Source organism: Aureimonas mangrovi (genome assembly GCF_014058705.1).
Classification (GTDB): domain Bacteria; phylum Pseudomonadota; class Alphaproteobacteria; order Rhizobiales; family Rhizobiaceae; genus Aureimonas; species Aureimonas mangrovi.
The window spans coordinates 1,189,444-1,211,462 of sequence record NZ_CP059692.1 but is presented as its reverse complement, the minus strand read 5'-3'; the positions used below and the strand labels follow the sequence as shown (position 1 = coordinate 1,211,462).

Genomic DNA, 22,019 nt, shown 5'->3' with positions numbered 1-22,019 from the left:
AATGCTTACCGACAACATGGTCCTCTGGCCGGTCCTGGTACCGATCGCCACCGCCGCCCTCGCCGCCGTGTTCTGGGATCGCCCGAAGGCGCAGCGCGCGGTCTCACTTACGGGCACTGTCGCCACCTTCGCGGCCTCGCTCGCGCTTCTGTACGCCGTTCTGTCCGACGGCGCGCAGACCGCGTATTTCGGCGGCTGGTCCGCGCCCTTCGGCATCGTCTTCGCCGCCGACAGGCTCGGAGCCGCGATGGCGGCGATCACCGGCCTCATGGCCTTCGCGACGATTCTCTATGGTCTTGCCGACGTGCGAAAGCGCGAGGAGCGCGCGGGCTTCCATCCCCTGTTCCATGGCATGATCGCCGGCGTGATGGGCGCCTTCCTGACGGGCGACATCTTCAACCTCTACGTCTGGTTCGAGATCATGCTCATCACCGCGATGGGCCTTCTCGCGATCGGGCGCACGCGTGCCCAACTCGACGGCGTCCTGAAATACGCGGTCTTGAACCTCTTCTCCACGCTGCTCTTCCTGATGGCCGTGGCGCTGCTCTACGGCGTCACCGGCACGCTCAACATGGCGGACCTCGCCGTGGTGATGCCGACGCTGGAGCCCTCGATCACGCTCACCGTCTCGGCAATGCTGTTCCTGTGCGGCTTTGGCATCAAGGCGGGCTACTTCCCGCTCTTCTTCTGGCTGCCCGCCTCCTACCACACCGCCTCGGTGACGGTTTCGGCGATCTTCGCCGGCCTTCTGACGAAGGTCGGCGTCTACGCCTGCTTCCGCGTCTTCACGCTCATCTTCTCGATGGATGATCCGGGCCTGCGCATGATCGTGGCCTGGATGGCGGCGGGAACGATGCTGTTCGGCGTGTTCGGCGCGGCGGTGCAGTGGGACGTGCGGCGCATCCTCGCCTTCCACATCGTCAGCCAGATCGGCTACATGCTGATGGGCCTCGCGCTCGCGACGCCCGCGGCGCTGGCCGGCGGCATCTTCTACATCGTCCACCACATCGTGGTGAAGGCGAACCTCTTTCTCATCGCCGGCGCGATCCACCGCGCCTCGGGCACGTTCGACCTGCGCAAAAGCGGCGGCCTGATGAAGCGCACGCCCTGGCTTGCCGTCCTGTTCCTGATCCCCGCCCTCTCGCTCGGCGGCATTCCGCCGATGTCGGGCTTCTGGGCGAAGTTCATGGTGATCGACGCGAGCCTCGAGGACGGTGCATGGTGGCTGGCCGGCACCGCGCTCTTCGTCGGCATCCTGACCCTCTATTCCATGTCGAAGATCTGGACGGAGGCCTTCTGGAAGGACCCGGTTCTGCCGCGCACCACCGCCCGCTCCATCCCCGCGCCGATGATCGCGGCGATCACGCTGCTGGCCGCGATCACCGTGACGATCGGCATCTACGCCGAGCCTTTCGTCGCCTTCTCGCAGCAGGCGGGCGCCGAACTGGTCGACCCGTCCGCCTATGTCCGCGCCGTCCTCGGCGAGAACCCGCAGGTGCGGCCATGAGCGCACGCCCCCTCTCGCGCGCCTACGACGTCCTCATGTTGACCGGCGTGTTCTTCTACGAACTCGCCATCTCCTCGGTCGCGGTGGCCCGCGCGGCCTTCGCGCGCACGCCGCAGACCAACTCGGCGATCATCGCCGTGCCCGTGAACCTGCGTACGGATTTCGGCATCGCCGTCCTCGCCAACCTCATCACGCTGACGCCCGGCACCTGCTCGCTTCACGTCAGCGAGGACAAGCGGACGATCTACATCCACGCCCTCGACGCGCCGGACGCCGACGCCATCATCGCCGGCATCCAGTCCGCCTTCGAGGACCGCATCCGGAGGATCGAAGGATGATCGAGACGCTCGACATGATCGTCGGGTGGGCGGCCGCCGGACTGCTCGTGTTCCTGCTCGTGCCCCTTGCGATGACCTTCGTGCGCATGGTGATCGGCCCGGGCTATGCGGACCGGTTCGTGGCGGTGGACATGTTGACGGGCATCGCCGTCGCCATCGCCGCGCTGACAGCTGGGGCGACCGGGCGGCGGGAATTCCTCGACGTTGGGCTTGCGATCGCGCTGATCAGCTTCGTGGCGACCTGCGCCTTCGCCGCCTTCCTGGAACGCAAGGGCCGCTGATGGCGACGATCCTCACCCTCCTCGCTCTCCTCTCTAAGTTCGTCGGCGTGGTCTTCCTGTTCGCGGCCGCGCTCGGTGTTACGCGCTTCAAGGACACGCTGCAGCGTATGCACGCCGCGACGAAGGCCGGGACGGTCGGTGCGATCTTCGTGATGCTGGGCGTCGTCCTGCAACTGCAGCGAACGGACGCGACCGTTGTCGGCCTGGCCGCAATCGCTTTCCTCCTCATCACGATCCCCGTCGCTGGGCATCTCCTGGCACGCGCGACCTACATCTCGGGCGGCAGCATCTCCGGCCTCGCGGGCGACGACGCGTTGAAGGGCGTCCTGCCTCGTGAAGAACGGCCTCTGGAGGAGCGCATCTTCGCTCAGCTCGCATCTCAGGCGGAGGAAGAGCGCGAGGTGGAGGGACGTCGCCGCCGACGCGGATAGCGCCTTCACATGCCGAGGACATGTAACAAAAAAGCCGGGTTCTGAACCCGGCTTTCTCACATGTTCGCGGGACGCCCGGGGGCGCCACTTGAAGCGCTTGCCCGAAGGGGCTTAACGGCCGGTGCCGATGCTGTAATAGGCGTCGGCATCGATACCGATAGCGCTCAACGCCTGGCGGCTCGGACGGCGGCCCGCCTCCGCGGCAGCCGCGCATTCACGCACGCCTTCCATGAACCGGCCGATGTTGCGCAGGCTGCCGCGGATGCTCGTACGTGTGGGCTGGCTGGTCATGTCTCGGCTCCTTCTCGTCAATCTCGTGACCCTCATATGAGGGTTCGCGAAAGCTGGAGGTAGCCGAGAAGAAGCGCGCCAGCCATGCATCGCATGCATGACTGGCGCTGAAAGTCTAAAGGAACGCGTCAGACAGAAGCTTCCGGCGCCTCTTCATCGGCATCGTCATGCACAAAATGCACGCGGTCGATGGCAGCCTGCATGAAGGCTTCAGAGACGTGAACGAAGGCTCGACGCGCCGCCGCGTTCGCGTCCCCATCGTCTTCCGGCTCGAGGAGGAAGACGAGATAGGACCGCCCGGTGGCCATGTACTCCATGCCGAATTCGAACGGCGTCAGCTCGTCGCGGTCGGGAATGTTGGTGTCGATGATGCAGCGCCAGCGCAAGCCCCCCGGCGCCTCCGGCAGCGTGAAGTTGACGACATCGTCATGCGCGTTGAGCACGATGAGCATCGTTGCGTCGGTGCCGGGGCGGCGAATGCCTTCGGACTGCGCGCGCCCGTCGAGCAGCACGCCGAAGCAGCGTGCGGCCGGGTCGGCCCAGTTCTCGTCGGTGAATTCCGTACCGGAGGGCGTGATCCACGCCACGTCCTTGACGCCCAGTTCCTCGTCGTAGGTGCCGTGGAGGAAGCGCCCGCGCCGCAGCGAGGGTAGCGCCTGACGCAACATGATCAGCTTCTGCACGAATTCCGCAAGCTCGCGCCCCTCGTCCGACACTTTCCAGTCGATCCAGCCGATCTCGTTGTCCTGCGCATAGGCGTTGTTGTTGCCGCCTTGCGTGCGGGCGAACTCGTCTCCTGCGAGGATCATCGGAGTGCCGCGTGAGAACAGCAGCGTCGCGAAGAAGTTGCGGAGCTGGCGGAAGCGGATCTCGTTGATCGCTTCGTCCTCGGTCGGTCCTTCTACGCCGTAATTGTTCGAGAGATTGTGTGAGTGGCCATCGCGATTGTCTTCACCGTTCGCCTCATTGTGCTTGTCGTTGTAGCAGACGAGGTCGTGCAGCGTGAAACCGTCATGAGCGGTGATGAAATTGACCGAGGCCCACGGCTTGCGGCCTCGCTTGTCGAAAAGGTCGGCAGATGCCGAAATCTTGCCGGCCACCGCCGGCACCTTGCCGTCGTCGCCGCGCCAGTAGGCGCGGATCGTGTCACGGTAGCCGTCGTTCCACTCTGCCCAGCCCGGCGGGAACCGCCCGACCTGATAGCCGCCGGGGCCGCAGTCCCACGGCTCGGCGATGAGCTTCACCTGGCTGAGGAGCGGGTCCTGCATGCAGGCGTGGAGAAAGGAGGATTCCTCCGAGAAGCCGGTCGGCTCGCGCGCAAGGATTGTCGCAAGATCGAAGCGGAAGCCGTCCACGCGCATGTCGCCGGCCCAGTAGCGCAACGAATCCGTCACGAGCTGCATCACGCGCGGGTGCGACGTGTTCACCGTGTTCCCGGTGCCGGTGTCGTTGATGTAATAGCGCGGCTGATCGGGCAGCAGGCGATAGTACGTGGCGTTGTCGATGCCCTTGAAGGAGATCGTCGGACCGTTCTCGTTGCCCTCCGCCGTGTGGTTGTAGACGACGTCCAGGATCACCTCGATGCCGGCATGGTGGAAGGAGGAGACGAGCTCCTTGAACTCGTTCACGAACGGACTCGCGAGGTAGCGCGGATCGGGCGCGAAGAAGCCGATCGTGTTATAGCCCCAGTAGTTCCGAAGGCCCTTCTCGACGAGGTAGCTGTCGTCGACGAAGGCGTGGATCGGCAGGAACTCGACCGACGTCACCCCGAGGCTCTGAATATAGGCGACGACGTCGCGATTCATGAGACCGGCGAACTTACCGCGATCTTCGGCCTTCACGCTCGGATGGCGCTGCGTAAAGCCCTTCACATGCGTTTCGTAGAAGATCGTGCGCTCCCACGGAATGTTCGGCCTGCGTTCGTTGCCCCAGGTGAAGGCCGGATCGACCACCTTCGCCTTGGGCACGAAGGCGGCCGAGTCACGCTCGTCGAAGGACAGGTCGCCATCGGCATGACCGATCGTGTAGCCGAACAGGGAATGATCCCATTTCAGCTCGCCGATCAGTTGCTTGGCGTAAGGGTCGATCAGAAGCTTGTTGTGGTTGAAGCGATGCCCCGCCTCGGGCTCGTAGGGGCCGTAGACGCGATAGCCGTAAACGAGACCAGGCCGCGCATCCGGCAGATAGCCGTGAAAGATCTCGCTCGTGTACTCCGGAAGCTCGATCCGCTCGAGTTCCGTCTGTCCCTCATAGTCGAAGATGCACAGCTCCACTTTCGTGGCGTGCGCGGAGAAGATCGCGAAATTGACGCCGAGCCCGTCCCAGGTCGCGCCGAGGGGGAATGGGCGTCCGCCCTCGATCCGGGCGCGGCGAAGGGAGGTCGTGGCAGGTTTCATCAGCGAGGCGGGAGGCGTCTGGATGTTCACGGCGGATGCTCGCAACGGAGGGAACAAGACAAGAGGAAGCGCGCGGCTCCACCTTTGTTCCTTCAAAGCTACATCGATTTTGCGCCGCGTCACGTCACCATCAGGCAGCCGGGAACACTGAACCCCAGGCCTTAAATGGCGAGCGCGGGTGTACGGCCGCTGCGCTCCAGTTCCCAGGCTGCCGTCCACAAAGCCCCTCGCCGCTCGACGACGAGATAGTTGCGTTCGGCCGTGTAGCGCCAGCGCTGGCCAGGCAGCGCGCGGATGCGGATCGGGCGTCCCTCCAGCGGCGAATCTCCGAGGGTTGAGAGAAGCGCCAGACCCATCGCGAAGGCCTGTGGCGGCTCGGGGTGGGTGATCCCGCTCGCGACCAGCTGATGCAGCATTTCGCCGTTCGAGAACCTCATCGTGGCGCGCGCGGCCAGGTGGATTTCGCCGGAGATGACGGTGATCGCCGCCCCGTGCTCCGTGCTCTGCCTCTCGAGCGCTGCCAGCCAGCGCCGCCATTCGCCACGGTGGCCTCTGCTCTGCCATTGGTCGCGCAGATCATCCTCGTATTTCTGCTTCTTCGGATAGAAGTCGAGCAGCGACTCGACGAGGCTGAGGCGGGGCCCCAGCGTCGGCACCGAGGAAATGACGAAGCGGCGAGCGCCGTCCGGCATCGCGTCGAGCGCGTTCTCGAAGGCCTGCCACCCGGTATCCCCCATCACGCGCTCGGGCGTGCGCTCGGAACGCAGGTCCGGCAGGGCGATGCCGAAGCCCGGAAAGAAGGCTGCGCTTGCAAGGCTCCTGCCCGAGCGGTCGCCGACGATCGCCGGAAGCTCGTCTGCGGTTGCGCCCATCTGGAATAGAAGGAACGCCTCGCGCGCGGCAGCGAAGAGCGCTTGGCCGACGGGGCTGTTCTGGAAGGGAGCGGGATGGCTTCCCCAGCCATCGCAGATATCGTGATCGTCCCAGATCATCATCGAAGGGACCTGAGCGTAGAGGACGGCGGCCGCCGGCTGGCGCATCTGCGCGAGGTAGCGGAAAAAGAAATAGCGCCGCAGCGCCTCCCGCATCTCTTCGCTCGCCGGAACCTTCGGGCGGTCGTCGTCCGCCGCCTCGCTCCAGCGGCGCGAATCCGGGTGCACCTCGACCGCCTCGTCGGCATAGAGCTGGTCGCCGCCGTGAATGAGGAGCGAGAAGGGCGAGGCCTGATGCTCGTCGCGCAGCCGGCGCCACATCACGTCGCGGTGCTCGGGGTCACGGTCCTCGTCGCCGTTCTCCTGCCCGTTGCAGGAAACGAACGCGAAGCGCGTATCGCCGGTCAGGTCGGTGACGACGGGATGGCGCTCGCCGGCCAGGGAGTAGCCGGCATCGGTGCCGACCGGCAGCGCGAAATCATAGAGCCAGGCATCGTGCCCGAAGAGAGCGGCCGCATGCCGCGGCTCGATGGGCTCGCCGCCATCGGGAAGGAGCGCGGGCACCTCCCGCCCCTGCGTCGTGACGACCAGCGCCGTCAGGACGCAGCGCTCGCCGTCCGATCCACGCGCGTAGAGGATCGGACCGGCTGCAAAGGACGATGCTGTGTTCTCGGTGTCTTTCAAGGCAGGCTCCCGGAGACCGTGGCTCTTCGGTGAGCCGGAAGCCATGTCGGCATTATGCGGCGCGATGCAAGCCTTGCAGCGCGCCGCAGATTCCAGCGAGGACGATCAGGCCCCGGTCGACTTCCGGGCGTCCGAACGGCTCTTGAGAAGGCTGGCGACCGTGGTGATCACGAGGATGCCGATGATGACCATCAGCGACTGCTCCGTCTCGATGTGCATCCAGTACGGCACGGTGACCTCCTCACCATTGTTGATGAAGGGCAGCGTGTTCGCTTCCACCGCATGGATGATCAACTTCACGCCGATGAAGGCGAGGATGAGCGACAGGCCGATGCCGAGATACACGAGCCGGTCGAGCAGGCCGCCCAGCAGGAAGTAGAGCTGGAGGAGACCCAGAAGCGCGAAGGCGTTCGCCGTGAAGACGATGTAGGGCGCGTCCGTCAGGCCGTAGATCGCGGGGATCGAATCCAGCGCGAACAGGAGATCCGTCATGCCGAGCGCGATGATCACGATGAACATCGGCGTGAAGTAGCGCTTGCCGTTCTCGATGACCGTCAGCGCGTTGCCGCGGAAATCGTCGGTCGTCGGCAAGTGCCGCTGGAAATACTGTACGATTGCGTTCGGCTCGTACTCCTCGTCGGTCGACTTCTCGTGCTTCATGCTTTCGACGATGAGCTTCCACGCCGTCCACAGCAGGAACAGGCCGAAGATGTAGAACACCCAGGAGAAGCGCTCGATGGCCGCCGCGCCGAGCGCGATGAAGATACCGCGCATGATGAGCGCGATCACGATGCCGATGAGAAGCGCTTTCTGCTGATAGGCCGCCGGCACCTGGAAGCTCTTCATGATGATCACGAAGACGAAGAGATTGTCGACCGACAGCGACTTCTCGGTAATGAAACCCGCGAAATACTCGACGCCGTGGGTGCGGTCCCAGAAGTGCCAGACGCCCCAGCCGAACAGAAGCGCGAGCGTGATGTAGAAGGTCGACCAGATGGCCGCTTCCTTGAAGCTCGGCTCGTGCGGTTTGCGCACATGAGTGAAGAAGTCGAAGATGAACAGGGCGGCGATACCGCCGATCGTCGCGAGCCAGACCCAGGTCGGCACGACGTCGGACGCCAGCCCCGTGATTGCCGTTTCTTCCATCAAGACCTCCCTGGGAAGAGGACGCGCCTCTTCGAAACAGTTCGACGGCTCGCTTGATGGATCGGTTCCCCGTCCACACGCCTTTCAGCGCACGCATGTCCCCCGTCACCCCCCGCTGGGGCGGGGCACAGATGTGATACCGCATCGCCTTTCGCAAGATGCACATTCAAATTCTCTTGAGGATTACGAAATATACAAGTTCAGCGCGTGCGCCGGTCAGGCCGAAGCGCTCCGCAGCGCAGCGATATTGGCGGCGTAATGCACGGCGCTGCCGCCCCTGAAGACCGCGGAGCCGGCAACGAGAACGTCCGCGCCTGCTTCGATCACCAGCGGCGCGGTCTGCGGCGTCACGCCGCCATCAATCTCGATATGGATCGGCCGATTACCGATCATCGCCTTCACCCGACGCACCTTGTCGACGACGGCGGGGATGAAGGCCTGCCCGCCGAAGCCCGGGTTTACCGTCATCAGCAGGACGAGGTCGACGCGGTCGAGGACGTACTCGATCGCCGTCTCGGGCGTTGCCGGGTTGAGGGCGACACCGGCCTTCACACCGAGATCGCGGATCGCCTGGAGCGAGCGATCTAGATGGCGCGTGGCTTCGGCATGCACCGATATGAGATCGGCGCCGGCATCGGCGAAGGCCTTCAGATACGGATCCGCCGGCTCGATCATCAGATGGCAGTCGAAGAACTTCCTCGAGGCACCACGCACCGCCTTGATGACCGGAGGTCCGAACGTGATGTTCGGCACGAAATGCCCGTCCATCACGTCGAGATGGATCCAGTCCGCGCCTGCCGCATCGACGGCCGCGACCTCCTCGCCCAGCCTCGAGAAGTCGGCCGACAGAATAGACGGGGCGATGATGACGCTCATGGATTTTCTCTCCCGATCAAGAAAAACCGCGCGGAATCGCTCCCGCGCGGCTTGTCGCTCGCAAGCCTCGCCGCTTAGCGGCCGAGGAGCTCCTTTGCCGCTGCCGCCGCATCGTCGGCCGTGATGCCGAACTGCTCGTAAAGCTTGGGTGCCGGGCCCGAGGCACCGAAGCCCTTCATGCCGATGAACCGGCCCTTATCGCCGAGCCAGCGTTCCCAACCGAAGCCGCCGGCCGCCTCGATGGCAACGCGCGGCGCGGTGCCGAGGACGGACGTACGATAACTCTCGTCCTGCTCGGAGAAGAGCTCCCAGCACGGCATCGAGACCACCGCCGCCTTGACGCCCTCGCCCGCCAGCTTCTCGGCCGCGTTGAGCGCGATCTCGACCTCCGAGCCCGTCGCCATGATCGTCACGTCGCGCACGCCATCCGTATCCTTCAGGACGTAGGCGCCCTTGGCGACGAGGTTGACGCTGGCGTCGTCGCGCACCGTCGGCAGGTTCTGGCGCGACAGCGACAGGACGGACGGGCGATGCGTCTCGGTCAGCGCGATCTCCCAGGCCTCGGCCGTCTCGACCGCGTCGGCCGGGCGGAAAACCAGCATGTTCGGCGTCGCGCGCAACATCGCCAGATGCTCGATTGGCTGGTGGGTCGGGCCGTCTTCGCCCAGCCCGATGGAATCGTGCGTGAGGACATAGATGACCCGGATGCCCATCAGCGCCGACAGGCGCATGCCGCCGCGCATGTAGTCCGAGAAGGTGAGGAACGTGCCACCGTAGGGGATGATGCCCCCGTGAAGCGCAAGCCCGTTCATCACCGCCGCCATGGCATGCTCGCGGATGCCGTAGTGGATGTAGCGTCCGGCGTAGTTATCGGCGGAGACGGAGGTCTGGCCCTTGGTCTGCGTGAAGACCGAATGCGTCAGGTCCGCCGAACCGCCAATCGTCAGCTCGGTCAGATCGTTGACCATCTGGAGCGTCGCCTCGGACGACTTGCGCGTGGCGAGCTTGGGCTTCTCCGAAACGAGCTTGGCGCGATAGTCGGCCATTGCCTTCTCGAAACCGTCCGGCAGCTTGCCCGAGACGAAGGCGTCGAACTCGGACTTTTGGTTGGAGCCACGATGGCGCTCCTCCCATTCGTTGCGCTTGGCGTCACCCGCCTGCCCAACCTCGCGCCAGGCCTTGAGGATCGCGTCGGGGACGACGAAGGGCTCGGACTCCCAAAGGAGCTTCTTGCGGGTGGCCGCAATCTCCTCGTCGCCGAGCGGCGAGCCGTGGCTCTTCTCGGACCCCGCGAGCTTCGGCGATCCGAAACCGATGATGGTCTTGCAGGCGATCATCGTGGGCTTGTCGGACGTCTGAGCACGCTCCAGCGCCGCCTTGATCTCATCCGGGTTGTGGCCGTCGACATGCTCGGAGTTCCATCCGGCCGCCTTGAAGCGCGCGACCTGATCCATCGAGGTCGCGAGCGAAGTCTTGCCGTCGATCGAGATGCCGTTGTCGTCGAACAGGACGATCAGCTTGTTCAGTTTCAGGTGTCCGGCAAGGTCGATCGCCTCGTGGCTGATGCCCTCCATGAGGCAGCCGTCGCCGACGATGACATAGGTCTTGTGGTCGACGAGCTCGTCGCCGAAGCGGGCGTTCATCAGGCGCTCGGCGAGTGCGAAGCCGACGCCGTTGGCAAGGCCCTGTCCCAGCGGACCCGTGGTCGTCTCGATGCCCAGCGCATGGCCGTATTCCGGGTGGCCGGCGGTCTTCGAGCCGACCTGGCGGAAGTTCTTGAGCTCGTCGATCGTCATGTCCTCATAGCCGAGGAGATAATGCAGCGAATAGAGCAGCATCGAACCGTGTCCGTTCGATAGGACGAAACGGTCGCGGTCCGGCCAGGACGGGTTCTTGACGTCGATCTTCAGGAAGTCGCGGAACAGCACCGCCGCGACGTCGGCCATACCCATCGGCATGCCCGGATGACCCGAGTTGGCCTTCTGCACGGCATCCATCGACAGGGCGCGGATGGCGTTCGCCATGTCGCGGGCGTGGCTGTCCTTGTCCACCTCGTGCGGGTTGGTGACGGTCTCGGAATCCATTGCAACCTCCGTGATAGGGGTCGCGCGGGCGGCTCGGAGCCTCCCCCGCGCTTTCGTTTTGCGGTCTACCTAACGCATCGGCCCGGAAATCGAAAACCGATTTCAGCAAGCCTCGTGCGCGATCAGAGCGGTGCGATCGGCCGCTCGCCGAGCGCGCCGAAATTCTCGCCGATGGAATCTGGATCGGCGAAGACGCGGCCGAACTCGACCACTTCCTCCCGTGAGCCGAAGACGACGGGCGTGCGCTGGTGCAGGCCTTCGGGCACGATGTCGAGGATCGGCGTCAGCCCGTCCGTCGCCGCGCCGCCCGCATTCTCGGCGAGGAAGGCGATGGGGCTCGCCTCGTAGGTCAGGCGGATGCGGCCCTTGTCGTAGCCCTTTCGCGTGTCGCCCGGATAGAGGTAGATGCCGCCGCGCAGGAAGATGCGGTAGGCGTCGGCAACGGCCGAGGCCACCCAGCGCATGTTGAAGTCGCGCCCGCGCGGCCCCTCCTTGCCGGCGAGGCAGCCGGCGATGTAGCGGCGCACCGGCTCGCCCCAGTGCCGCTGGTTGGAGGCGTTGATCGCGAACTCCTTTGCCGCCTCGGGGATCGCCATACGCTCGATCAGCACCTCGTATTCGCCGCTCGCCGGACGGTAGGCATAGGTGGTCGTGCCCGCGCCGAAGGAGACGACGAGAAGAAGCTGCGGGCCATAGACGAAGAAACCCGCGGCCAGCTGCGCCCGGCCGGGCTGGCGGAAAATATCGTCGGCATTGCGTCCCTCGCCCGGCAGGATCGAGAAGATCGTGCCGATCGAGACGTTGGTCTCGATGTTGGAGGAGCCGTCGAGCGGGTCGATGGCGAGCGCCAGCGTGCCGCCCGCCGCCATCGGCACGGCGTCGTCCTGTTCCTCGGAGCCGTAGAAGGAAACGGGCGAACGGCGGGCCGCGTCCACGAAGAGCCGGTCGGCCGCCACGTCCAGCGCCTTCTGCAGGTCGCCGCCCGAATTGCCGATCCCGGTCGCGTCGGCCCCGCCTTCCGCGCCACCGTTGCCGATCATCGCGAAAAGCGCGGCGGCTGCGGCGGCGAGTTCGCCGACGCAGGAGGCGGCGTCCGCCAGCGGCGTGCCGGCATGGGTGGCAAGGGCGGAGCGAAGCGTCGTCATGGGGCCTCCCGGGTCCGAAAGATACCCCGCCTCTACAGGAAGCTTCTCGGCTTGGCACGCCTTGCCCGCAGATTCAGGGCAGAAGAGGCGCCTTTTTCAACGCCGCGAGGTCCGGCGAGCCGGTGCAGAAGCAGGCGACGCGAAGCTCCTCGATCATAGCCTGGAAATGGGCGAGCGTCGCTTCGCTCGAACGGTCGGCGGCGGCAAGGCTCGCACCCGCCTGCCCGACGAGGTCGGCGCCAAGGCGCAGCGCCTTGGCCGCATCGATCCCGGTGCGAACCCCGCCCGACCCGATCACGGTCGCCCGAGGGCAGGCCGTGCGCACCGTAGAGATGGCCTGTGCGGTCGGGATGCCCCAGTCGGCAAAGGCGATCGCGACGCGCTTGCGATCGGGATCGGTGATGCGCTCGGCTTCGATCGCGGCCCAGCTCGTGCCGCCGGCGCCCGCCACATCGATCACCGACACGCCGGCATCGACGAGGCGACGTGCCACCGCGCCCGAAAGGCCCGCGCCCACCTCCTTGGCGACCAGCGGTACGGGCATCGAGCGAGCCAGCCGCTGCAGGGCCGCCAGCACCCCGCGCCAGTCGCGGTCGCCCTCCGGCTGCAAGGCTTCCTGCAAGGGGTTCAGGTGGACGATGAGCGCGTCCGCACCGATCATGTCGATGGCCGCGCGCGCCAGTTCCTCGCCGCCCGGCCGTGTGAGTTGCGCGCCGCCTACATTGGCGAGGATCGGCACCGAGGGCGCGAGCGCCCGGAGTTCGCGGCCCAGGCCCGAGGCGCCCCTGCCCTCGACCGCGATGCGCTGCGAGCCGACGGCGAAAGCGATCCCGAGCGCCTGCGCGACTTCGGCCAGCCGGGCGTTGATTCTTCCCGCCCGCTCCGGTCCGCCCGTCATCGAGGAGATGAGCAGCGGCGCCTGGAGGCGGCGACCCAGAAATTCCGTGGAAAGATCGATCGCGTCGAGGTCGATCTCGGGAAGCGCGACATGCTCGAAGCGGATTGCCGCAAAGCCGGTCTCGGCGCGTGGTCCCTGGCCTGCGCGCATGGCGATGTCGAGATGATCGCTCTTGCGCGCCGCGATCCCCGATGGCGGCGAGTCGTCCCGCGCGCGGCTCAACGGACGTTCTCCCTATGGCGTTTGGTCGCATCGCGCGGCGCTGTTCGCTCAAACGTCATCGCGTACCTTGGTCCTCCCGGCTCTGGAGCGTATCGCGAGGGGCCGGAAAATGACATGCTGAACCTTCCTGAGGGGTGAAAGTGAAGCATTGCGGATGAACGCCGAGCCGACAACCAGCCTCGACGCGACGAGGCGCCGCATCCAGGCCCGGCTCGAGACGCTGATACCCGAGGCAGAGCCGGCTGCGATGACGCTCGCCATGCGCGAGGCGCTTCTGGCGCCGGGCAAGCGCCTGCGTCCGCTGATGACGGCGATCGTCGCGCAGGATCTAGGCGGCGACCCGCAGGCGGCGGTGGATATCGGCTGCGCGATCGAGATGGTCCACGCCGCCTCCCTGATCCTCGACGACCTTCCCTGCATGGACGATGCCGAGCTTCGGCGCGGCGAGCCGGCGCTGCATCGCCGCCACGGCGAGGATATCGCGGTGCTGGCCGCCGTCTCGCTTCTGTCGGACGCTTACGGCCTCGTCGCGGCACAGGCCTCGCTCGACGCCGCCGCTCGGGTGGAGTGCGTCGCCATCCTCTCGCGCGCCGTCGGCCTACGCGGGCTCGTCGGCGGTCAGTTCCAGGATCTTCGCGAAGGCCAGCGCGAGCGGGCCCTGTCGCAGATCTTGGAGACGAACGCGCTCAAGACCGGCTCGCTCTTTCGCGCCGCGGTGGAAGCGGGCGCCATCGTGGCGGGGGCGCAGGCTGCCAGAGAGCCCCTCTCCGATTTCGCCCAGGAACTCGGGCACGCCTTCCAGCTTCTGGACGATCTGCTCGACAAGGCTCCGGATGCCCGCGTCAGCGGGAAGAACCCCGGCCAGGATGCAGGCAAGTCCACCGTCGTCGCCCTGATAGGGCGGCCGCCGGCCGAAAAGCGGATTGAACGCCACGTCGCACAGGCGCATATCCACCTCGCGGCCGTGTTCGGCCCCGATAGCCGTCTGGCGGGCCTGGTGGACTCCATTGTGGAGCCGTTCCGCGGCACGGTGCTGAACGCGGCGCCGCGAGACGGCGAGGCACGCGCGCTGAGCCCGGCGATGGAGCGTTGACGACATGACCCTGACGAGTTGGCCCGTTCTCATCGCGGTGGCCGTCGCGGTGTTTCTGGTGATGGAGGTCGTTGCGTGGGCCGCGCACAAATACATCATGCACGGCTGGGGATGGGGCTGGCACGAAAGCCATCACGAGCCGCACGACGACACGTTCGAGAAGAACGACCTCTATGCCGTCGTTTTCGCGGTTTTCGCTGTCGCCTTGTTCGCCCTCGGCCACGTCCTCGAATGGCCGCTGGTGACGGCAGTGGCCACTGGCATCACGCTCTACGGCCTCTTCTACTTCATCGTCCATGACGGGCTGGTGCATCAGCGCTGGCCGTTCCGCTACATCCCCCATCGCGGCTACGCCAAGCGCCTCGTGCAGGCTCACCGGCTGCATCACGCGGTGAAAGGCAAGGACGATTGCGTCTCGTTCGGCTTCCTTTACGCGCCGCCGGTCGATCAGCTCGCGGCCCAGCTCAAGGCCTCCGGCAAGGTCGCGGCCGAGCAGGAAGAGCGCCGCACGTTGCACTGAGGTTCAGCGCGGGCGGGTCCAGAGGTCCGGGTCGCGAGGATCGGCGCCGCCGCCCCTGAACAGCGCCATCCGCGCGCCTTCCAGCATCTGCGCGGCCTTTTCGCTCTTGCGCGTCGAGATGCGCTCGCCGAAAGCCGCCTCGCCGCGCTGGACGAGCTTGACGCCGATCGTGCGATACACGCCCCATGCCGTGCCGATCGCCCAGGCCGAACGGCGTGGAAGAGCGTCGATGCCGACGCGCGCCGAGAAGTAGTATTCGTCGGCCGCGATCACGAGCCGTTCGCGCAGGCGCGCGATGCCCCCCGCGTGGGCGGGGTCGGTGAGGTCGGCGGGGGCCAGCCCCTCCTCGCGCAGCCATTGGAGCGGCACGTAGACGCGGCCGGCCCGCGCATCGTCCACCACGTCCCGCGCGATGTTGGTGAGTTGGAAGGCGAGGCCGAGATCGGCCGCCCGGTCGAGCGTCGCCGCGTCCGACACCCCCATGATGCGCGCCATCATCACGCCGACGACGCCGGCCACTCGCCAGCAGTAAAGCATAAGGTCGTCGAGCGTTTCGTATGTGCGGCCCTCGACATCCATCTCGAAGCCGGCGAGATGCTCCTCGCAGAGCGAGCGCTGAATGTCGTGCTCCCGCACGACCGATGCCAGCGCGGCGAAGGACGGGTGCAGCCCTTGCGTGCTCCCCTCGAAGGCGAGCGCGGTGTCGCGCCGCAGCGCAGCGATGCGCTCCTGCGGTGAACGCGTATCCGGAACGCGCTCGGCCGAGCCCGCCTCCTGCCCGTCCACGACGTCGTCGCAGTGCCGGCACCACGCATAGAGCATGATGACGCTGCGCCGCGTCCTCGCGTCGAACAGACGCGCGGCGGCCGCGAAGCTCTTGGAACCGACCGCTATGGAGGCGGCCGAGAAGGCCTCGATGTCGCGCTCAGCCATCGCCGAGGATCAGCCCCGCCGTCGCCTTGGCCGAGGCGACGACGCCCGGAACGCCCGCGCCCGGATGCGTGCCGGCGCCGACGAAATAGAGGTTGCGTATCTCGTCGTCGCGATTGTGTGTGCGGAACCACGCCGACTGCGTCAGCACCGGGTCGAGCGAGAAGGCGCTGCCGAGATGGGCGTTCAGTTCGTCTCGGAAGTCGAAGGGCGTGAAGATGCGGTGGGTCACGAGATCGCGGCGAAGGTTCGGCATATAGCGCGCCTCCAGATAGTCGAAAACGCGCTCGCGATAGTGCGGCCCCTCCCGCGCCCAGTCGATGTCGGCAGAGCCGAGATGCGGTACGGGCGAGAGGACGTAATAGCTCCCCATGCCGTCGGGTGCGAGCGAGGGATCGGTCGCGCAGGGGCTGTGCAGATAGAGCGAGAAGTCGGTCGCGAGCTTAGGGCCCTTGAAGATCTCGTCGATCAGCGGCCGGTAGCGCGGCCCGAAGAGCACGGTGTGGTGCGCGAGCTGGCTCTGGTGCTTCGAGAGCCCGAAATACAGGACGAAGAGCGACATCGAGAAGCGCTTGCGCTTGAGCGCCCGCGCCGTCTCCCGCCCGCGCGGCTTGTGCGCGAGAAGCCCGGCATAGGTGTGGACGACGTCAGCGTTGGATGCGACGAGATCGGCCGTGAAGTGCCGCCCGTCCTTCAGGCGCACGCCCTCGGCTCGGCTGTCCTCGACGTCGATCGCGGCAACCTCGGCGTTCATCTCGAAGGTGCCGCCGATGTCCTGGAAGAGCTTCACCATGCCGGCGACCAGCGCGCCGGTGCCGCCCTTCGGGAACCAGACGCCCCACTCGCGCTCCAGCGCATGGATCAGCGCGTAGATCGACGAGGTCGCGAAGGGGTTGCCGCCGACGAGCAGCGAGTGGAACGAGAAAGCCTGCCGAAGGTGCTCCTCCTCGATATATTGCGAGACCTTCGAATAGACCGAGCGCCAGGCCTGGAGCTTCATGAGCTGCGGGCCGGCGCGCACCATGTCGCGGAAATGCAGGAAGGGCACGGCGCCGAGCTTCAAGTATCCCTCCTCGAAGACGGCGCGCGAATAGTCGAGGAAGCGCCGGTAGCCCTCGACGTCCTTCGGGTTGAGCGCCAGGATCTGCCGGTCCATCTCGCTCTGGTCGTTGGCGTAGTCGAAGACCGTGCCGTCTTCCCAGCACAACCGGTAGAACGGGTTCACCGGCAGGAGCGTCACATAGTCGGAAAGCGTTGCGCCCGCTGCCGTGAACAGTTCCTCGAGCGCGCTCGGATCGGTGATCACCGTCGGCCCCGCGTCGAAGGTGAAGCCCTCGTCCTGATAGACATAGGCCCGCCCACCCGGCTTGTCGCGCTTCTCAAGAAGCGTCGTCGCAATGCCGGCCGCCTGAAGGCGGATGGCGAGAGACAGTCCGCCGAGGCCCGAGCCGATGACGATCGCCGTCCTTGGCTTGTCGTTCTGCATTCGGCTCATTTCGATCCTTTCATGAGAACGCGCAGCGCGTTGGCGACCGGCACCGGCGGCTTGCCGATCAGGATGCGGGCCTTGTCGGCGGCGGTGAGGCGTCCAGCGTAGAAGCGCGCGATCAGCGCCTCCGGCAAGCGATGGAAATGCTCGAGCACGCGGTAGCGCTCCGCCGGCTCCCCGGCCCGGAACAGCATCCGGTTGAGCGCGCGGAAATAGCCGCGCTCTGCCCAGCGTTCGCGGGCATCCGTTGCGATCGCCTGTCCGACCGGCTGGGAGGCGAGGTCCGGCAACCCGGCGACGAGATCGGCCGTGCGCACGGCATCCGGCAGCGAGTAGCCCGTGGTCGGATGGAAGAGCCCCGCCGCCAGCCCGATCGTCGGCACGCCGCCGAGCGAAGCGAGATGCGCGGGATAGTCCCCGCCGAGCGCGATCGGCAGGATGCCCTCCTCCTCGCGTACGACCCTGAAGGAACCCCAGCCGGCCCTCGCGGCGTAGTCGGCGATACGCTTGCGCAGGCCTTCCTGCGCCAGCGCGTCTCCATCGGCATAGTAGGTGTCTTCGATCAGCATCCGCGTGGACGAGAACGGCAGGCTATAAACGAAGCGATAGCCGTCGTCCTGCGCGACCGTCGCGTCCATCACGATCGGGGCGGCGAGACCGTGCGGGCGCTCGAACTCGACCTCCTGCCCGAGGAACTTCTGGTAGCCGACGTCGAGATGGGCCAGGGCGCGCGGGCCGCGAGCGTCGATCACCGCACCGGCCTCTATGCGTTCGCCGCCGGCGAGAACGACGCTCGTCGGCGCGATCGTCTCCACGGGTGCATTCAGGCGAAGGCGGTCGCCGAGGCGGCCTTGCAGAATTTCGTGAAAACGGTCGCTGGTCACAGTGGCATAACCGGTGCCGATCGTACGGCGGCGCGCCGGGAAGCGCACCTCGTAGGACGGCCAGCGATGGACGACGAAGGGCGCGAGCCACTTCGCGCCGTCCGCGGTCAGGTCGCCGTCATGGAAGGACCAGGTGTGATTGCCGCCGGCCTTTGTTCCCGCCTCCACGGCGATGAAGTTCAGTTCGGGCCGCACCTCGGCAAGCCGCCAGGCGAGAAGCCCGCCGGACAAGCCGGCGCCGACGATGACGAGGTCGGCCCCCGTCACGCCAGCAATTCGCCAGCGGGCGCTCGCGCGCCGATCGTTTGACTCTCGATGATGTCGGCCGCCAATCTCGCACCTCCCCCTGCCCCGATCCGGGATCCCAGCGCGCGGGCGCGCTCACCGAACCCTTTTTCGACGATCAGGCGGCGAAGGGAAGAGCGCGCGGTGCGTTCGGACAAATGGACGCGGGAGAGCTTCAGGCCGACGCCGTGATGCTCGACGCGGGCAGCGATGCCCGGTTGGTCGAAGGCGATCGGCAGGACGAGGAGCGGCACGCCGGCGCCGAGCGCGTCCATCACGGTATTCAGCCCGCCATGCGTCACGCAGATGTCCGCCGCTTTCAGGACGGCACGCTCGGGAAGATGCGCGGCGACGTGATGCGCGTCGAGGCTTGCGGCCTCCGCTTCGGACAGGCCGCCGCAATGGGCGATCACCAGTTGCATGTCGAGCGCGGCTGCGGCCTTCGCGACGATCTGGAACATCGCGAGGCGATGACCCTGCAGCGTACCGAAAGAGCAATAGACGAGCGGACGGTTGGGGTCATACGCGAAGGGCAAACGTACATCCGGCACCGTCTCCTTGCGGATCGGCCCGACGGCATGCAGCCGAGGTGCGGCGGCGCGCGGGAAGTCGAAGGCGGCGACGGTCTGCGAGATCGTCGCGAGCGGCGAGATGCAGTCCTCCAGCATCGCAATGCCCGGCAGTCCGAAACGCAGTGCCATGTCCTCGATCACGCGGCGCTGGCGCCGCAGCACGAAACGGGTGACACGCTCCGCGCCACGGCTGCGCTTCAACCCGTCCGGGCTCGGATCGTAGGGCCAGTCTAGAAAAGGCGGCGGCAGGGCTGGTTCTCGCTCGATGGGCAGGGCGGAGGCGATCGACAGGTAAGGCAGCCCGAGATGTCGCGCGATGAGACCACCGGCCGGCTCCATCTGGTCTGCCAGAACGGCGTCCGCGCCGATCCGCGACAAGATGTCTGGCCCGCTTTCGCACAGGATCGCGGTGAGCCGCGCCGAATCACGCACTGTGCGCAGCACACCGAGCGCGCCAGTCGGGTGTCTTGCGCCTTCGCGCAGCGCAAGACACGCCTTGCGTCCGGCCTGCGCGCCGAAAGTCACGGTCTGTACCGGGCCGGCGTGTGTTTCCCGTTCGGCGCCCTCCGGAAGCAGCAATGTCACGTGGTGGCCACGGGCGACGAGCGTCGCACCCAGCGTGCGGAAGACGCGAATGTGACTGGGGAGCGGCGGACAGATCAGTGCGAAATGCGTCATGCGACCATGTGAACCCGGCGAAACGCTTGAATGCGTCGGCGGTGCGCGCAGTTAACGCGCGAGACCGGTCGCCGGTGCCGAGATGGCGACCTTCGGCTCATGGCAGATCGCTTGCGGATTGGAAACCTGAACTCGTGCCATCCCCCTTCCCTTACCCTCGCCTATGAGCCGCCTCGCTCCCTCCATCGACGTTGATGGACGCCCTGCATTCGCCGAACGGCTTGGTACGCAGATCTTCCTCGGCGCTTCGATCGTCTCAGCACTTGCGCTCTGGCTCGCTGCGGTCGGCCGTCCGCTGCTCTGTCCGTGCGGCACCGTGGCCCTTTTCATCTCCGACGTGAACTCGCCCCAGACATCGCAGCAGTTCGCCGACTGGTACTCGCTTCTTCACATCGTTTTCGGCTTCGGCCTCTGGTTGGTGCTTGATCGGATCAGGCCTCACTGGTCGGTTGGCCAGAAGCTGCTCGTCGCTCTCGCCTCCTCGGCGGTGTGGGAAGCGGTCGAGAACATGCCGCCGGTGATCGAAATCTTTGGCAACGCTCCCGGCACACCGCCCTATGCGGGGGATTCGATCCTCAACGCGGTCTCGGACACGCTGTTCGTCGCGATCGGCTTCTACGCGGCTCGAGCGCTTCCCCTTCCGGCCGTCATCGCCCTCGCGATCGCCTTCGAGCTCTTCGTCTGGCGAATGGCCGACGACAGCTACACGCTCGGTACGCTGCGGCTGATCTCCGCCGCGCTGTGAGCGATCAGGCGCGGCGTTGGGAACGCGGCGTGATGCCGGGAATGTAGGTCTTGCCGCCTGACGGCTCCGTGCGCCATCCCGAGCCCGCGATGGTGACGACGCGGTTGCCGCGAAAATCAGTCTCGGCCGCGATGAAGCCGCGCTCGGCCATGTAGGTCAGGAGGAAGCGCCCCCGCGAAGGCGAGTGGCTGCCATAAGCCTTGGCGAGCGTCGCGTCGTCGGGGCAGGGCTGACCATCGCGCGCCGCGCGCGCCAGCATCAGGTAGACGCCCTGCATGTCCTCCGGCAACGCGTCCGAGCGCTCGATCACACGTGTCCATTCCTCGTCCGCCTCACCCTCACCGACGCCCGCGCGTGCGATCGCAAGGCGCCTGCGGAAGGCCGTCATGTCGGTGGCCGCGCCGCCGACGCGCTTAAGCCGGCAATGAACGAGGAAGTCCTGATACAGCACCGGTACCGGGCGGAACGCGGCCTGCGGGTCGGAAAGAAGGTCGGCGAAAATCGCCTCGATGACGCGCGCACGCTCTGCGAGTTCCTCTTCGCTCGGCGGCTCTTCGGGTTCGGGTTGCGCGAGCGGCGCGGGGCCGGCCGAGCCGAGACGGTCGAGGATGTCGCGCGTTTCCATCGGCTGGCGGCGCGGTGGCTCGGGCAGCGTGTCGGGCTCGTCCGCGCCCGCTGTGAAGATGAGGTCTGCCATCGCGTCCGGCGTCATCTCCGGCAGCGCCATCAGGACGGGGCGGCCGGAGCGCCCGGCCGTCTCCACCGAACCGATGCGGATCGGCACCGGACGACGAGACAGAGCGGGCCCAAGCGCGACGAAATGTCCGGGCTCGAGATCGCGGAAGCGTTCGGCCTGCCGGCGCTCCAGCCCCAGGAGATCGGCCGCGCGCGCCATGTCGATGTCGAGGAAGGTCCGGCCCATCAGGAAGTTCGAGGCCTCGGCCGCGACGTTCTTGGCAAGCTTGGCAAGGCGCTGCGTCGCGATGATGCCGGCCAGCCCGCGCTTGCGGCCGCGGCACATGAGGTTCGTCATCGCGCCGAGTGAGATGCGCCGGGCCTCGTCACCCACCTCGCCGGCGATGGCAGGCGCGAAGATCTGCGCCTCGTCGACGGCGATCAGCATGGGGAACCAGACGTGGCGGTCGGCGTCGAACAGCCCGTTCAGGAAGGCCGCCGCGCACTGCATCTGCACCTCGGTGTCGAGTCCCTCGAGATTGAGGACCACGGACGCGCGATGCTGGCGGATGCGCCGGGCGATGCGCGCGAGTTCGGCGGGCGTGCGGTCGGCCTCGACGACCACATGGCCGAAGCGCTCGGAGAAGGAGACGAAGTCCCCCTCGGGATCGATGATCGCCTGCTGCACCCATTCGGCGCTCTGCTCGAGAAGGCGGCGCAGGAGATGCGACTTGCCGGACCCCGAATTGCCCTGCACGAGAAGGCGCGTCGAGAGAAGTTCCTCAAGATCCATTTCCGCTGGTTCGCCCGTGGCGGTGGTTCCGAGGTCGACGGCGACCTTCATGCTCAACGTCTCGTATCCTTCGCGTGCGGTGGGTCGTCGAACCTAAGTGACAGTCGGCCGGAACGGGAGGGGC

The 22,019-nt window shown here is 66.6% G+C and carries 20 protein-coding genes; 7 read left to right on the top strand and 13 right to left on the bottom strand.

Going from position 1 to position 22,019, the window contains the following annotated elements; genetic code table 11:
• The first annotated feature begins 1 nt into the window (after nt 1).
• The 4 genes from H1343_RS05620 to mnhG are packed head-to-tail and all read left to right on the top strand — an operon-like array spanning nt 2 to nt 2,557.
• On the top strand, nt 2-1,507 hold the full coding sequence (locus H1343_RS05620) for a Na+/H+ antiporter subunit D (protein WP_185984932.1): 1,506 nt from the start codon (nt 2-4) through the stop codon (nt 1,505-1,507).
• A complete protein-coding gene (locus H1343_RS05615) occupies nt 1,504-1,845 on the top strand; it encodes a Na+/H+ antiporter subunit E (protein WP_185984931.1) in 342 nt (113 codons plus the stop codon). Before H1343_RS05620 ends, H1343_RS05615 begins: the two co-directional genes overlap by 4 nt.
• Nucleotides 1,842-2,126: an MrpF/PhaF family protein gene (locus H1343_RS05610; RefSeq protein WP_185984930.1), complete on the top strand. Its 285-nt coding sequence runs from the start codon at nt 1,842-1,844 to the stop codon at nt 2,124-2,126. The genes H1343_RS05615 and H1343_RS05610 overlap by 4 nt, the downstream gene beginning before the upstream one ends.
• Nucleotides 2,126-2,557, top strand: coding sequence for a monovalent cation/H(+) antiporter subunit G (gene mnhG, locus H1343_RS05605; RefSeq protein WP_185984929.1), 432 nt, complete (start codon nt 2,126-2,128; stop codon nt 2,555-2,557). The genes H1343_RS05610 and mnhG overlap by 1 nt, the downstream gene beginning before the upstream one ends.
• Nucleotides 2,558-2,668: 111 nt before the next feature.
• Here mnhG and H1343_RS05600 read toward each other — a convergent pair whose 3' ends face one another.
• The 8 genes from H1343_RS05600 to fni all read right to left on the bottom strand — a co-directional run bounded on the left by H1343_RS05600 (nt 2,669) and on the right by fni (nt 13,231).
• Nucleotides 2,669-2,848, bottom strand: coding sequence for a hypothetical protein (locus tag H1343_RS05600; RefSeq protein WP_185984928.1), 180 nt, complete (start codon nt 2,846-2,848; stop codon nt 2,669-2,671).
• A gap of 128 nt (nt 2,849-2,976) precedes the next feature.
• Nucleotides 2,977-5,244, bottom strand: coding sequence for a glycogen debranching protein GlgX (gene glgX, locus H1343_RS05595; protein WP_185985507.1), 2,268 nt, complete (start codon nt 5,242-5,244; stop codon nt 2,977-2,979).
• A 161-nt stretch (nt 5,245-5,405) separates the two neighbouring features.
• A complete protein-coding gene (locus H1343_RS05590; protein WP_246333364.1) occupies nt 5,406-6,860 on the bottom strand; it encodes an alkaline phosphatase D family protein in 1,455 nt (484 codons plus the stop codon).
• A 105-nt stretch (nt 6,861-6,965) separates the two neighbouring features.
• A complete protein-coding gene (locus H1343_RS05585; protein ID WP_185984926.1) occupies nt 6,966-8,006 on the bottom strand; it encodes a TerC family protein in 1,041 nt (346 codons plus the stop codon).
• A gap of 216 nt (nt 8,007-8,222) precedes the next feature.
• Entirely contained in the window at nt 8,223-8,882 is a 660-nt protein-coding gene (gene rpe, locus H1343_RS05580) for a ribulose-phosphate 3-epimerase (RefSeq protein WP_185984925.1), read from the bottom strand.
• Between the two features lie 74 nt (nt 8,883-8,956).
• Nucleotides 8,957-10,966, bottom strand: a complete 2,010-nt coding sequence (tkt, locus tag H1343_RS05575) for a transketolase (RefSeq protein WP_185984924.1) — start codon at nt 10,964-10,966, stop codon at nt 8,957-8,959.
• 122 nt (nt 10,967-11,088) lie between these two features.
• On the bottom strand, nt 11,089-12,111 hold the full coding sequence (locus tag H1343_RS05570) for a class 1 fructose-bisphosphatase (protein ID WP_185984923.1): 1,023 nt from the start codon (nt 12,109-12,111) through the stop codon (nt 11,089-11,091).
• Between the two features lie 73 nt (nt 12,112-12,184).
• Complete coding sequence (gene fni / locus H1343_RS05565) at nt 12,185-13,231, bottom strand: type 2 isopentenyl-diphosphate Delta-isomerase (protein WP_281374769.1); 1,047 nt, start codon at nt 13,229-13,231, stop codon at nt 12,185-12,187.
• A 154-nt stretch (nt 13,232-13,385) separates the two neighbouring features.
• Here fni and H1343_RS05560 point away from each other — a divergent pair, with 154 nt between their 5' ends.
• The gene (locus tag H1343_RS05560; protein ID WP_185984922.1) at nt 13,386-14,324 is read left to right on the top strand and encodes a polyprenyl synthetase family protein; all 939 of its coding nucleotides are present in this window, start codon (nt 13,386-13,388) and stop codon (nt 14,322-14,324) included.
• 4 nt (nt 14,325-14,328) lie between these two features.
• Nucleotides 14,329-14,844, top strand: coding sequence for a sterol desaturase family protein (locus H1343_RS05555; RefSeq protein ID WP_185984921.1), 516 nt, complete (start codon nt 14,329-14,331; stop codon nt 14,842-14,844).
• A 3-nt stretch (nt 14,845-14,847) separates the two neighbouring features.
• Here the strand turns inward: H1343_RS05555 and H1343_RS05550 are convergent, their stop codons facing one another.
• The 4 genes from H1343_RS05550 to H1343_RS05535 are packed head-to-tail and all read right to left on the bottom strand — an operon-like array spanning nt 14,848 to nt 19,682.
• Nucleotides 14,848-15,777 (bottom strand): phytoene/squalene synthase family protein, encoded by a 930-nt coding sequence (locus H1343_RS05550; RefSeq protein WP_185984920.1) that lies wholly within the window; start codon nt 15,775-15,777, stop codon nt 14,848-14,850.
• Nucleotides 15,770-17,260, bottom strand: coding sequence for a phytoene desaturase (locus tag H1343_RS05545; protein WP_425484652.1), 1,491 nt, complete (start codon nt 17,258-17,260; stop codon nt 15,770-15,772). Before H1343_RS05545 ends, H1343_RS05550 begins: the two co-directional genes overlap by 8 nt.
• A gap of 5 nt (nt 17,261-17,265) precedes the next feature.
• Nucleotides 17,266-18,414: a lycopene beta-cyclase CrtY gene (gene crtY / locus H1343_RS05540; protein WP_185984918.1), complete on the bottom strand. Its 1,149-nt coding sequence runs from the start codon at nt 18,412-18,414 to the stop codon at nt 17,266-17,268.
• Nucleotides 18,411-19,682 (bottom strand): glycosyltransferase, encoded by a 1,272-nt coding sequence (locus H1343_RS05535; protein ID WP_185984917.1) that lies wholly within the window; start codon nt 19,680-19,682, stop codon nt 18,411-18,413. The genes crtY and H1343_RS05535 overlap by 4 nt, the downstream gene beginning before the upstream one ends.
• Nucleotides 19,683-19,845: 163 nt before the next feature.
• On the opposite strand from H1343_RS05535, the gene H1343_RS05530 reads away from it, so the two are divergent.
• Complete coding sequence (locus H1343_RS05530; RefSeq protein ID WP_185984916.1) at nt 19,846-20,427, top strand: DUF2585 family protein; 582 nt, start codon at nt 19,846-19,848, stop codon at nt 20,425-20,427.
• A gap of 4 nt (nt 20,428-20,431) precedes the next feature.
• On the opposite strand, the gene H1343_RS05525 is transcribed toward H1343_RS05530, so the two are convergent.
• Nucleotides 20,432-21,946, bottom strand: coding sequence for a helicase HerA domain-containing protein (locus H1343_RS05525; RefSeq protein ID WP_185985505.1), 1,515 nt, complete (start codon nt 21,944-21,946; stop codon nt 20,432-20,434).
• Nucleotides 21,947-22,019 lie beyond the last annotated feature (73 nt).